The organism is Psychrobacter sp. DM8 (assembly GCF_051307025.1).
Lineage (GTDB): Bacteria > Pseudomonadota > Gammaproteobacteria > Pseudomonadales > Moraxellaceae > Psychrobacter.
The window spans coordinates 1,606,598-1,619,036 of sequence record NZ_CP195538.1 but is presented as its reverse complement, the minus strand read 5'-3'; the positions used below and the strand labels follow the sequence as shown (position 1 = coordinate 1,619,036).

General features: G+C 44.0%; 10 protein-coding genes. 6 read left to right on the top strand and 4 right to left on the bottom strand.

Annotated features, from left to right (window positions below; translation table 11 throughout):
• The first annotated feature begins 77 nt into the window (after nucleotides 1-77).
• Nucleotides 78-839 (top strand): histidine phosphatase family protein, encoded by a 762-nt coding sequence (locus ACR64J_RS06880; RefSeq protein WP_435948984.1) that lies wholly within the window; start codon nucleotides 78-80, stop codon nucleotides 837-839.
• Between the two features lie 442 nt (nucleotides 840-1,281).
• Entirely contained in the window at nucleotides 1,282-2,151 is an 870-nt protein-coding gene (locus tag ACR64J_RS06875; RefSeq protein WP_435948983.1) for an SDR family oxidoreductase, read from the top strand.
• A 95-nt stretch (nucleotides 2,152-2,246) separates the two neighbouring features.
• Here the strand turns inward: ACR64J_RS06875 and ACR64J_RS06870 are convergent, their stop codons facing one another.
• Nucleotides 2,247-3,944 carry an AMP-binding protein gene (locus tag ACR64J_RS06870; protein WP_317198883.1) on the bottom strand — a complete coding sequence of 566 codons (1,698 nt, stop codon included), beginning with the start codon at nucleotides 3,942-3,944 and terminating at the stop codon, nucleotides 2,247-2,249.
• A gap of 510 nt (nucleotides 3,945-4,454) precedes the next feature.
• Nucleotides 4,455-5,012, bottom strand: coding sequence for a thioesterase family protein (locus ACR64J_RS06865; protein WP_435948982.1), 558 nt, complete (start codon nucleotides 5,010-5,012; stop codon nucleotides 4,455-4,457).
• Between the two features lie 173 nt (nucleotides 5,013-5,185).
• Here ACR64J_RS06865 and xthA point away from each other — a divergent pair, with 173 nt between their 5' ends.
• From xthA to ACR64J_RS06850, 3 genes are all read left to right on the top strand, one after another.
• The gene (gene xthA / locus ACR64J_RS06860; RefSeq protein ID WP_435948981.1) at nucleotides 5,186-6,013 is read left to right on the top strand and encodes an exodeoxyribonuclease III; all 828 of its coding nucleotides are present in this window, start codon (nucleotides 5,186-5,188) and stop codon (nucleotides 6,011-6,013) included.
• A gap of 26 nt (nucleotides 6,014-6,039) precedes the next feature.
• The gene (argJ, locus tag ACR64J_RS06855) at nucleotides 6,040-7,263 is read left to right on the top strand and encodes a bifunctional glutamate N-acetyltransferase/amino-acid acetyltransferase ArgJ (RefSeq protein WP_435948980.1); all 1,224 of its coding nucleotides are present in this window, start codon (nucleotides 6,040-6,042) and stop codon (nucleotides 7,261-7,263) included.
• A gap of 290 nt (nucleotides 7,264-7,553) precedes the next feature.
• On the top strand, nucleotides 7,554-7,952 hold the full coding sequence (locus ACR64J_RS06850; RefSeq protein WP_317198879.1) for a DUF4377 domain-containing protein: 399 nt from the start codon (nucleotides 7,554-7,556) through the stop codon (nucleotides 7,950-7,952).
• 105 nt (nucleotides 7,953-8,057) lie between these two features.
• Here the strand turns inward: ACR64J_RS06850 and ACR64J_RS06845 are convergent, their stop codons facing one another.
• Nucleotides 8,058-9,491, bottom strand: coding sequence for an L-serine ammonia-lyase (locus ACR64J_RS06845; RefSeq protein WP_435948979.1), 1,434 nt, complete (start codon nucleotides 9,489-9,491; stop codon nucleotides 8,058-8,060).
• A gap of 390 nt (nucleotides 9,492-9,881) precedes the next feature.
• Here ACR64J_RS06845 and ACR64J_RS06840 point away from each other — a divergent pair, with 390 nt between their 5' ends.
• Nucleotides 9,882-11,279: a solute carrier family 23 protein gene (locus ACR64J_RS06840; RefSeq protein ID WP_435948978.1), complete on the top strand. Its 1,398-nt coding sequence runs from the start codon at nucleotides 9,882-9,884 to the stop codon at nucleotides 11,277-11,279.
• A 21-nt stretch (nucleotides 11,280-11,300) separates the two neighbouring features.
• Here ACR64J_RS06840 and ACR64J_RS06835 read toward each other — a convergent pair whose 3' ends face one another.
• On the bottom strand, nucleotides 11,301-12,224 hold the full coding sequence (locus ACR64J_RS06835; RefSeq protein WP_317198877.1) for a DMT family transporter: 924 nt from the start codon (nucleotides 12,222-12,224) through the stop codon (nucleotides 11,301-11,303).
• Nucleotides 12,225-12,439: the final 215 nt, after the last annotated feature.

Here is a 12,439-nt window from a genome sequence, read left to right as displayed (position 1 = left end):
AAACCAGCGAGCTAGGCCTAGTTCACTGGTTTTTATTTATCAAACTTAATTGAATAAACTATAAAGGCACTACCACAATGACAACTATTTTGCTCGCCCGCCACGGACAGGCATCATTTGGACAAGAAAATTACGATAAACTCTCAGAGCTTGGCATCAGGCAAGCTCAGCTATTAGGCGCGCATTATGGAGCGACTCAGCGCCGTATTGATGCGATTTTTAGTGGCAGCTTAGTACGGCAAAAAGAGTCCGCCGAGCACTTTTGGTCGTATTATAAGGACTCATTTACTCAAAGTGATACAACCCTATCAAACCATATCTTTGATAGGCAAACGCCAGATAGCTCAGTATTGCCGGTATTTAATGAATTCAATCATAGAGACGTGTTTATAAAATCCAATAGCGCATTTGGCAATCCAGGTACTATAGCGACAGAGATTGCTAAGGCAAAAGTGCCCAACGTACGCCTAGCAGAGCTATTTGACGAGGCTATGCAGCACTGGCATGCTGGCGACAATGATAGTGACTATATCGAAAGCTGGACTCAGTTCAACAAGCGTGCACAAAGTGGACTTGACACTATTCGGACTCAAATAACGCAGCGAGCTGATTTGGGTCATGATAGTACCGTGCTGGTTTTCACCTCAGGCGGCGTCATCGCAGCGATAAGCGCGCAATTGCTAGAGCAGGGCAGTCCGCTTGCTTATACCCTAAACAGAAAGCTTATCAACACAGGTGTTACCGCTATTACTATGAACAAAGGTGGCACACGTCTATTGTCTTTGAATGAGCACAGTCACCTGTTTGCAGGTGGTGAGCGTTTTGTGACATGGCGCTAGGGATTGGCTTTAAGGGTTTGTTAATTTAAATACACTAGGGTCTGTTGAACATTCAAATGTGGAACTGGCGGGCGCTATTTTTTAGGCAATACGCAGTGAAATTCTTGCGGCCTAGTCATTCTAGGTTAGATAACTTCGCCATGTATTGGCAAAAAATAGCCTCGCCCTGAAAGGCTGATGCTAAAATCACCCCAAACGGTGTTGTAAATCTAGCTAATGTCTAGACATTATCTTCGGTTTACGCCTAGTTTGGTGCAATTTTAGCTATCAGCAGTCCTAATATTTGAATGTTCAACAGACCCTAAGCCTCTAGTCTGCTATACACAATTGCCGTTCAATTATCTACGCAGGCATACTATACTATTGTGTTTTAGCCGTATACTTTGACGCATAAAGACTGCGATTAAGTGTTACATTGCTACTGATATACAAGGAGCTATCTATGCAAAGTAAATTGGTAAATTTAATGACGCAAACGGCCAAGAACCGTAAAGCGCAATTAGTTAGTGCGATCAAACCTGGGCGTTATCTTGCCCGATTAAACCAGCAGCAAGTAGGACAGGGCAAGACAGTTCTGGTTACAGGTGCCAGCTCAGGACTTGGTGAGGGTATGGCATGGTTATTTGCCAGATTAGGTTATAACTTAGCCATTTGCGCGCGCCGCACTAGTCGTTTGGAGCAGCTAAAAACAGATATTTTATCCAAATATCCTGATATTCGTGTCGAGTATCGGGGATTAGATGTGACCGACTATAGCGCTATATTTACAGTGTTTGATGAGTTCGTCGCCGATTTTGGCACTATAGATCGGGTAGTGGTGAACGCAGGGATTGGTGAGAGTCGCCGCATCGGAAAAGGTCGCTTTAGTATCAACAGGCGCACCGCTGAGATCAACTTTATATCAGCATTAGCGCAGTGTGAAGCAGGCATGAAGATTTTTCGCAAACAAAACCATGGTCATCTGGTAGTTATATCGAGCATGTCCGCCATGCGCGGTTTACCAAAACACATGACGACTTATGGTGCAAGTAAAGCTGGCATTGCGCATTTGGCCGAAGGTATTCGCGCTGATATGATACTTGAAAAACTCCCTATCAAAGTCTCTACTATCTTTCCAGGTTATATACGTACTGAGATTAATGAAAATGCTAAGCCATTACCTTTTGAGGTCAGTGCTAACAAGGGCACTAAAGCTATCGTCGCTGCTATAGAATCTGGTGTTGCGCAAGCCTGCGTGCCAAGCTTACCTTGGTCTATTGTAAGCCCTGCAATGAAATACCTACCTTTGAGTTTGATTACCAAAGCAAGCTAATTTATATTGCTCATAAATAAAGCACCTTACAAGATTGTAAGGTGCTTTTTTGTGATATAACGCGTAAGCCACTAGAGGTTCAAAGTATCGACAGCTCAAAGCTGGGGATGATCTGCCATATGCTTTTCACGTAACTTTTGGCGCAGTACCTTACCGACGTTACTCTTAGGTAGCTCATCAACGAATTCGATATAACGAGGACATTTATACCCTGTTAAATTATCTAGCGCAAAGTCTTTAACAACGTCTTTGGTCACATTTGCATCTGCTCTTATCACGTAGATTTTGACCGCTTCACCCTGACGCTCATCAGGGATACCTATTACTGCGCAGTCTACGACACCATCACAATCTAGCATGACAGATTCAACTTCGTTCGGAAATACATTGAATCCTGAAACCAAGATCATATCTTTTTTGCGATCAAGTAGGTTGAAGTACCCTCTATCATCCATACTCACAATATCGCCTGTACGGAAGTAACCGTCTTTAGTAAAGGCTTCACTGGAGTCTTTATTTAAGTATCCTGCTGTGACGTTAGGGCCTTTGATGCACATCTCACCTGGCTCATTGACGCCTACGCGATTGCCCTCTTCATCGATGACGATGACATCCATACTCGGAACAGGTAGACCAATGGTGCCGTTGAATTTGCGATCAGTGACGATATTAGCAGTACCTGCGGCAACGCCTTCAGTCATGCCCCAGCCCTCAATCATCGCACACCCTGTCACCTCAAGCCAGCGCGCTGCTGTCTGCTGAGTGGCTGCCATACCCCCTGCTTGTGAGATACGAAGTGAGCTAAAATCTAGTTGACTAAAATTAGGGTTATCCAGTAATCCTTTGAACAAAGTATTGACCGCAGGGAATACATGGAAGGGTTGTTTGGATAAGGTTTTGACAAACCCTGGAATATCACGCGGGTTAGGCACCAATATAAAGGTGTAGCCTGAGCGCATGGCAAGCAGACTTAGCATAAAGGCAAAGATATGATAGAGCGGCAGTGCCATCACCATATTGATATATACCTCATCAATCTCTGAGGTGATAGGTCGTGTCCATGCCTCAGACTGCAAAGCGGCAGCAACCACATTGCGCTGTGACAAAATCGCGCCTTTAGACAATCCAGTCGTACCACCGGTATATTGCAAAAAGGCTTTTTGCTCAAGCGTCATCTTTGGCTTTTGTAGCGGTAGGTTTTTGCCGCGTCGTAGCACATCAGGGAACTTAGTCACTTCGCGTTTTGGATCATTAAGCTTGTACTTAGGTACCAAGCGCTTGACACGGCGAATGATGGTATTTACTAGCATACCCTTTAAGCCCATCATATCGCCCATCTTAGATAAGACGATGTGCTTGATAGGGGTCTCTTCAACGACTTGTTCTAGTGCTTGAGCGAAATTTTCGACGATAAATATCGTTTTGGCACCAGAATCATTAAGCTGATGACGCAGCTCACGACCTGTGTACAGAGGATTAATCGGTGTACAGACATAGCCTGCGCGCAGTATCCCGATCATAATAGGCAGATATTGTGGTACGTTTGGCATCATCAAAGCGACTACAGATCCTTGTGGTAAGCCCTGCGCCTGCAACCATCCAGCGACCGCTTGCGAGGTATCATCGATATCGCCATAAGTATGCGTCACGCCCATGCAAACACTGATAGGATGCAAGCGAAAGCGTGCAAAGCACTCCTCATAAAGCTCAATAAGACTGCTATATTGGTCAGGATCTATGGTTTTGGGTACATTGCTAGGATATTGTGCCAGCCAAGGTTTGTTCACTGTCATAATCAGTGTCCTTTAAATGTGATTGGTATTGAATGTTTTAAGGATGAGTCGTCTTGATTGGCATACAAGTGTTCAAAAAACTAAGCAATACAAAGACATACTTGAGCAACAAATTAACATAACAGCAATTGCACAAGTAAAACTATATTAGCACTGTTTGGTTTAAATTTTAATTTGATAATAAATTTTTTTTGTGAAGCAATAATATTCGGATAAACGGTTATTATTTAAGGATAAACTGCATCAGATATATATTTTACAACTTAAATATATCTTAAAAGCTTTATTAAATAAAAGTATAAACCTAAATTTTATAAACATAAGTCTATTATTTTTAGATATTAAAAATATCCTAAGTAGGGTACGAGATAAACCATTAAGCAGATTGCTTATCAGAAGGATGTTGAGCTCAGAGACAAACATAAAAAAGGACTATTTATGTCAAGTAGTCCTATTTAAAAAAAGTAGTCCTGCAGTGTCTATTCAAACGCGATACGCACGATATATAAGCTAGCTATTAGCTTTATGAGCGTCTATTGCTTTATCTATTACCAGGCAAAGACTTTTTGGCACGCGTACTGGTCGTATAGAGGTGACATTGGCAACTGGAGTCACTGCGTTGGTATCAGCTTTTGTAGAAGTCGCAGCGCTAGTGCTCAACTGATTTTGCACGCAAGCAATAACAATTTTGGCACTACTCAACAGCGTATTGCTCTTTGCGCGATAGATACTTTGATAAAAAATAATACTGGCAGGTTTTAGCTCGACTTTATCAATGCGCACATCGATGATCTCGTCTAAATATATCGCTTGGCGGTAATTAAGCGCCGCTTGACTAACCACGAAGTGCTGCACTTGTCCGCTATCATTTTGCAAAAAATAGCCATTGATACCTATTTTGGTAAACCAATCACGGCGACAGTTCTCAAAGAACACCAAATGATTGGCATGATAAACGATGCCGCCGGCGTCAGTATGATTGATATAGATATGATAGTCGGTGGCAAATAAAGGCTTAAGTAACGCTTTATCATTATTAGAGGCTACTATATTTTCAGTTTTGCTCATAAAGTTCTCTATGTATAGTTTGATTAATATAGCTACTTTAGCCTACCTAATAGAGGCGTGCAACAGATAGCGGCGCGCAATTCTGTTATGATACGGACAGTATTTGAGTTGGCCAGATAGGTGAGTAAGTTATCTGGCTGATATATCGCCTCACTATTTATATAGGATAAAGTATGACCCGTTTTGTTAGCTTTAATATCAATGGTATTCGCGCCCGTCAACATCAGTTAGAGGCATTACAAGCCGTCATCGATCCTGATGTCATAGGATTACAAGAGACCAAAGTCCACGATGAGCAGTTTCCACTAAAAAACGTAGAAGGTTTGGGCTACCACGTAGAATACTTTGGTCAAAAAGCGCATTACGGCGTTGCGCTGCTCTCAAAAGTTGCGCCGATATTTGTACAAAAGGGATTTGCGCACGAAAGCGAAGAGGATCAAAAACGCTTTATTCATGCGCGCTACGTAATACAAGGTCGTGAGATTGATGTATTAAATGGCTATTTTCCGCAAGGAGAGAGCCGAGATCATCCTACTAAGTTTCCGATGAAACGTGCTTATTACGCCGATCTCATCGATTACATCGTTACCTTAAAAAGTGAGGGGCGTACGATGATCGTTATGGGGGATATGAATATTGCACCAGAGGATATCGATATTGGTATCGGTGAGGCTAGTATGAAACGCTGGCTAAAACAAGGCAAAACCTCATTTTTGCCAGAGGAGCGCGAATGGTACGAGAGGTTGATGGCGTGTGAGCTGATCGACACTTATCGTTTGCATTACCCAGATAGCACAGATTTTTATAGCTGGTTTGATTATCGTAGTCGCGGCTTTAATGATGAGCCCAAACGCGGTATGCGTATCGATCATATTTTGTGCACACCCGATTTGGTCGAGCACTGCGTAGATGCTGGCATCAGCTATGAGCTACGCGCTATGGAAAAACCCTCTGACCACGCGCCTATTTGGTCGGTATTTGATTTAAGTAAAGACAATTAGATTATTCATATAAAAAGGAGACTGCCATGGCTGTTGGCGATATAACTATACCTGATACTATTTATGCTATTGACGGCATTACCTTGAGTGCAACGGCAGCTGGCGTGCGCTACAAAGACCGCGATGATTTAGTCATCATAAAAATCAATGAAGCGGCAACGACAGCAGTAGTGACCACCAAAAACACCTTTTGCGCCGCGCCCGTACGCGTTCTACGTGAGCACTTTGCTCATAGCAGTCCGCGGTACCTAATCACCAACACTGGCAATGCTAACGCGGGTACTGGTGCTGATGGTATCCGCCGCGCCAAAGATATCTGCAGAGCTTTGGCAAACAAAACTAGTGTCGATACTCACACGATATTGCCATTCTCAACAGGGGTCATTGGCGAGCCGCTCAATAGCGATGCCGTCATTACTGGACTTGACGCTGCAATAGAGGCGCTTGGATCTGATAACTGGCTCGCTGCGGCTAATGGTATACGTACTACAGATACCATTCCTAAGCTTGCTAGTCAAAAAATCGAGGTCGACGGCGCGCGCTATCATGTCACAGGTATCTCAAAAGGCTCAGGTATGATACGTCCTAATATGGCGACCATGCTTGGATTTGTAGCAACTGATGCCAATATCGCCGCCGATTTATTGCAAGAGATATTAGTCACTATTAATGATCAATCCTTTAATCGCATTACTGTCGATGGCGATATGTCGACCAATGATTGCTGCGTGCTGATTGCAACGGGCACGGCCAGCTCAGAGATTATAGATAGCTCTGATCACGCGCATTATCAGCCTTTGGTTGATACGCTTACCGAAGTGTTTTTGCGCTTAGCGCAGCTGATCGTCCGAGATGGTGAGGGCGCGACTAAATTTATGACGGTTAAGGTCACTGGCGGCAAAACTACGCAAGAGTGCTGCGACGTTGCGTACGCCGTTGCTCACTCGCCACTCGTGAAAACGGCATTCTTTGCAAGCGACGCCAATTGGGGTCGTATCCTAGCGGCAGTCGGCTACGCGGGTATCGATGATTTGGATACTGAGCATGTGGATGTTTATTTGGACGACATTATGATCTGTCAAAATGGTGGCGTGGCTCCAGACTATACAGAAGACGCAGGTAAGGAGGTTATGAAGCGTGCTGAGATTACCATTCATATCGATTTGGCGCGAGGGTCGGCGACAGATACCGTCTATACTTGTGATTTATCTTATGATTACGTCAAGATAAATGCAGACTATCGTAGTTAGTGCGTCTTAGATTATCTGACATGAGTGATATCAGTTGCAAATACTGACGTTTAATTACAAAGCAGTCATAGAAGATAAGGTTTTAAAGCCTCTATACTGAGCGAAGTATTCATAAGGACACTCACTAAATACATGTTGATCTATTGTCGTTCAAAAAACTATAGTTCAAATGATGTAACCGAGTGTCCTTACTACTATAAAAAATTATCGATATCGTTAGACTAACTTCGCTCTAACGATATCGATAATTAATACTAAAAATTTGATAATAATTGTATGAGGATACACTAATGAAAAAATTAGCTATAGCAGCATTGATGACCACTTTTGCACTTGCAGGTTGTTCGAGCATGGGCTTAGATGACCAGCGTACTATGGTCGTAGAAGGTCAAGCTATGGATGTTAAAGTCGTTAACATCAAAAGCTTTCAAGTAGAAGTTGCGCCGCGTAAAGCCGTTTGTGAATTGACTGCTACTGATGGCACAAAGGTACAATCAACTTGCTTGCAGTATCGTCATACTTACCAAAAGAACTTTACTAACTTAAGCGGTGATATCCAAGGGTTCACTTATGAGCCAAACTACCGCTACGTGTTAGATGTCCGTCAAGAAGCGGTTGCTGATGAAGCTTCAGGCCTAGTTAAGCCAGTATGGTTATTGAACGATGTAATCTCTAAAACACCAGAGTAAGTCTAGTATTTAGTTCAAACTAAGACAAAAAAACCGCTACTGAGTTAGCGGTTTTTTATGTTTTGATCCGTGCAAGATGATGTGACTTACTTAGCACTAATTACATTAACACTGACTGTAGTTAACACTGACACCGTGAGTTGCCGTTGGTATACGGTTATCTGCATATACTGCTAGGCCGCCGCGCGCGGTCTCTTTGTATTTATCAGACATATCTTCGCCCGTTTGTTTCATGGTTTCAATCGCTTTATCTAGCGATACCATATGTTGCCCATCACCGCGGCAGGCAAGGCGAGCGGCGTTGATAGCTTTGATGGCACCCATTGCATTGCGCTCAATGCAGGGCACTTGCACCAAACCGCCAATAGGATCGCAGGTTAGACCTAGGTTGTGTTCAATGCCGATCTCAGCGGCGTTTAAGCATTGGGCAGGGGAGCCACCCATAATCTCAGCTAAGGCAGATGCTGCCATAGCACAGGCGGAACCAACCTCACCTTGACAACCAACCTCAGCGCCAGAGATGGAGGCGTTTTGTTTAATAAGGCTACCAATAGCGGTTGCATTGAGTAAAAACTTGCGCACGCCGTCATGATTGTAGCTCTGCAAAAAATCACGGTAATAGTGCATAACCGCAGGGATTATACCTGCTGCACCATTGGTTGGCGCAGTGACCACATTGCCGCCATTAGCGTTTTCTTCATTGACAGCCAAAGCGTACAAATCAACCCAGTCCATTGCCGCAAGCTTGTCGCTCTTGGCAATGGGCTGATCTTTTTCTGCGCACAACTGCAAATACAAAGCCTGCGCTCGGCGTTTGACTTGCAGTCCTCCTGGCAAGATACCGCTATTTTGACAACCTTGCTCAACGCAGCGCTGCATCACGTTCCAAATATCATCTAAATAAGCGTAGACCTCGTCCAAGCTGCGATAGTGACACTCGTTTGCCAGTACCAATTCGCTGACACTCAATTGGTGCTGATTACATTGCTCAAGTAATTCTGCGGCATTGTTAAAGGGATAAGGAATATCATCGATAGTGGGGCTGGCATGATCCTCATCGGGGTTGGTGGCATCTTCATCATTGATGACAAACCCGCCACCGATAGAGTAGTACGTCTGCTGATAGTGCGTGCCGTCCATCAAATGAGCACGCAAGGTAAGCGCGTTTGGATGATAGGGCAATACAGTGTCATCAAACCAGTGAATGTCGCGCTGTGCATCAAAACTGACAGTATGTACGCCTAGTAGATTAAGCTTTAGCTCATCTAAAATAGCAGAGAGATAATGGTCAGTGAGGCGCGTATCTATCGTGCTTGGCGTATGACCCAACAAGCCTAAGAGTATAGCAGTATCTGTCGCATGACCTTTGCCTGTTGCTGCAAGCGATCCGTATAGTTCGATCTCTACTGATTTGATGTCACTAATGCTTGCCTGCTTGGATAGTGACGATAAAAATAAGTTAGCCGCAATCATTGGGCCGACGGTATGTGAGCTTGAAGGGCCAATACCTATTTTAAATAAATCAAATACGCTAATCATAAAGTTACCATGACTTAAGAAGGTGGAGTGAGTTCATACTTTTATGCAGCAAAATCTTTTATTTATACACTATTTCCGCTATGATGCTGAGCATCTTGCACTATGTAACATTCTGTAAACTTAACAGCTGTAAAATCTGCACAGTACTGCTTATTGTAAGTATCAAAACTGATGTCAGTTAAACACAACTCGTAGTACACGACCAGTGAAATTGGACTTTATTAACAAATAGTTTTTATCCTCAAAACCATTTGTTGTTGACGATTATTATAAAGCAGTCGTTCGTCCTATTGCTACAGTAGATGCCTCAAAGTTTAGAGGATCAGTAGTTTTAAGAGCTAACCATAAATACCGAGCGACTTTCCATCCAACTATTATTAGGACTAGCGCATGACCTTGCCATCAGAGCCTTCTTCTGCCTCTAACAAACCGAATGCTTTAACGGCTGCTGGTATCGATCCTAAAGCCATGCAATTAATAGACAATCCAGACTTTGATAATGGTCGCTGGTTTCCTACGTGGCGCGCGTATAAAGGCAACTTAGATGTCGATCCCGTCGGTATCAACGAGTACTTGCCGCCGTCCAAAAGCGTGCTACTTGGTATTCAACATACCTTTGCTATGTTTGGTGCGACTGTACTTGCGCCACTGCTTATGGGTTTTGATGCCAACCTTGCTATCTTGATGTCCGGTATCTGTACAGTGATGTTCTTTATCATTACAGGCGGGCGTATGCCCAGCTATTTGGGTTCAAGCTTTGCCTTTATTGGCCCTGTCATTGCAGTGACTGCGTATGCAGGTATGGGCTTCAATAGTGGTCTGGATGTGGCCTTAGGCGGCATCATGGTGTGCGGTATTATCTACTCCTTGGTAGGTTTGCTCGTCATGAAGACAGGTACGGGCTGGATTGAGAGTTTGATGCCGCCTATTGTGACGGGCGCTATCGTTATGATCATCGGTCTCAACCTTGCGCCTGTGACCATTCAAGGCGTCTCAAGCAATCAATTTGATGCTTGGATGGCAACGCTTACCGTCCTACTTATTAGTGCGGTAGCCGTATTTACCAGCGGTATGCTTAGACGCTTGCTGCTCTTAGTCGGTTTGATATTGTCTTATATTGCCTACTTTGTGATGACTAATATCTTAGGCTTTGGTACGCCCATCGACTTTAGTAGTATTCAAAGTGCCGCTTGGTTCGGATTGCCTACGATCTACACACCGCGCTTTGAGCTTAGCGCTATTATCTTGATTGCCCCTGTTGCTTTTATCTTAATCGCCGAAAACTTAGGACATTTTAAAGCAGTCGAGGGCATGACCAAAGCGCGCGTAACGCCTTATATGGGCCGCGCTTTTCTCGCTGATGGCTTAGCGACTACATTCTCAGCAGGCTTTGGCGGTACAGGAGTGACCACTTATGCCGAGAACATCGGCGTGATGGCAGTGACCAAGGTTTATAGCACGACTATCTTTGTCATCGCAGGCTTAGTCGCTATCATGCTTGGACTCTCACCCAAATTTGGCGCAGTGATTCAGACGATTCCGCCAGCACTACTGGGCGGTGCGTCTATTGTTGTCTTTGGTCTCATCACCATCGCTGGCGCGAAAATTTGGATCGACAACCATATTGATTTTAGCAAAAACAGCAACTTAATCATTGCTGCAGTTACTGTTATTATGGGCGCAGGTAACTTTGGTTTAAAGTTAGGTGAGTTTGACTTGGGCGGTATCGGTACGGCAACGCTAGCTGCTATCGTGCTTAATGCTTTATTCAATCTGAAAAAAAGCTAGTTGCCATAATAAATAGCTTAATTATGGTTTGTGCTTATAAAATCTTGCAAAAAATCGATAACGACGCAGGGCGCGCGGCTTAGGTTTGAGCGATCCTAAATATATCGCTAGCATCGTAAGTAACGCGCCGCTCCATTGCAGCGTGTTAATGGATTTGCCAAGCCAGCTGTAGTCTATTATCAAAGCTGCGATAGGTTCAGTCAACAACAGCAAGCCTGTAACCGCAAGCGACAACTTGGGGATAGAGTAGGCTATAAGTCCCCAAGCCAAGCATTGCATTACCGCGCCATACACCAGTATCCAGCCAATATCAGACCACGAGTTTGGCATAATGTGACCGGCGTCAAATATCAGCATAGGTATGATCATTGCCAGCACGCCGCCAATACTAATCAGTTGCATCAAAACAAATATCGGTGTGGGCTCGGTATCATGAGTCTTACGGATAAAGGTCATAGACGCCGCCAGCATCGCGCCTGATACGATGCCAGTAACAAACCCCCAAGTCGCGGCTGTGTTATTGGCAAACTCTGGGCTCCCTATCATCGCCACGCCAAGCACCGCCAAAAACAAACTTATCAGCTGTAAGCTTGTCTGGCGTTCACTAAAATACAAAAACCCAATCGCTGCCAAAAAGAAAATCTGTAAGCTATTGAGCAAGGTTGAGATACCAGGCCCAACAGCATAGATACTCTCGTGCCACAGTGCTAGATCCAAGCCCAAAAATACCCCTGATAACAACCCAAAAACGATAGCAGAACGGGCGCGCGGTAGCCGTTGGCCTGTCATTTTGGCCAGCAGGGTAAAGATAATACCTGATATCGCAAGCCGCCAAAACGACATTGCCCAGCCGCCAATATCGACGTGAGCGACAATCAGACTACCCAAGCCAAAAATAATGCAGCCAATAATAAGGCCGGTGGATGCTGAGCTTGTAGTAGACATCGCCGTATATCATCCTTTGTATAAACGCTCTAAAGTAAAAGCTTGCTAAGATTAAAAATAAGTATTCTTTATATTGAATATAATGCGATATCTAGTATTCTAATAAGTATAGATTAAAAGGCGCTAAGCTTTAGCAAAATAGTGACACGATCTAAGGGCTTGCGTTACACGCTTACTCAACACAGGTTGGTGCATGAGCAGCTATTTGTTAGGCT

Bases quoted from the DNA above. Each gene is read 5' to 3' on its own strand.
- ACR64J_RS06880 (WP_435948984.1), top strand. From the start codon at position 78: ATGACAACTATTTTGCTCGCCCGCCACGGACAGGCATCATTTGGACAA.
- ACR64J_RS06875 (WP_435948983.1), top strand. From the start codon at position 1,282: ATGCAAAGTAAATTGGTAAATTTAATGACGCAAACGGCCAAGAACCGT.
- ACR64J_RS06870 (WP_317198883.1), bottom strand. From the start codon at position 3,944: ATGACAGTGAACAAACCTTGGCTGGCACAATATCCTAGCAATGTACCC.
- ACR64J_RS06865 (WP_435948982.1), bottom strand. From the start codon at position 5,012: ATGAGCAAAACTGAAAATATAGTAGCCTCTAATAATGATAAAGCGTTA.
- xthA (WP_435948981.1), top strand. From the start codon at position 5,186: ATGACCCGTTTTGTTAGCTTTAATATCAATGGTATTCGCGCCCGTCAA.
- argJ (WP_435948980.1), top strand. From the start codon at position 6,040: ATGGCTGTTGGCGATATAACTATACCTGATACTATTTATGCTATTGAC.
- ACR64J_RS06850 (WP_317198879.1), top strand. From the start codon at position 7,554: ATGAAAAAATTAGCTATAGCAGCATTGATGACCACTTTTGCACTTGCA.
- ACR64J_RS06845 (WP_435948979.1), bottom strand. From the start codon at position 9,491: ATGATTAGCGTATTTGATTTATTTAAAATAGGTATTGGCCCTTCAAGC.
- ACR64J_RS06840 (WP_435948978.1), top strand. From the start codon at position 9,882: ATGACCTTGCCATCAGAGCCTTCTTCTGCCTCTAACAAACCGAATGCT.
- ACR64J_RS06835 (WP_317198877.1), bottom strand. From the start codon at position 12,224: ATGTCTACTACAAGCTCAGCATCCACCGGCCTTATTATTGGCTGCATT.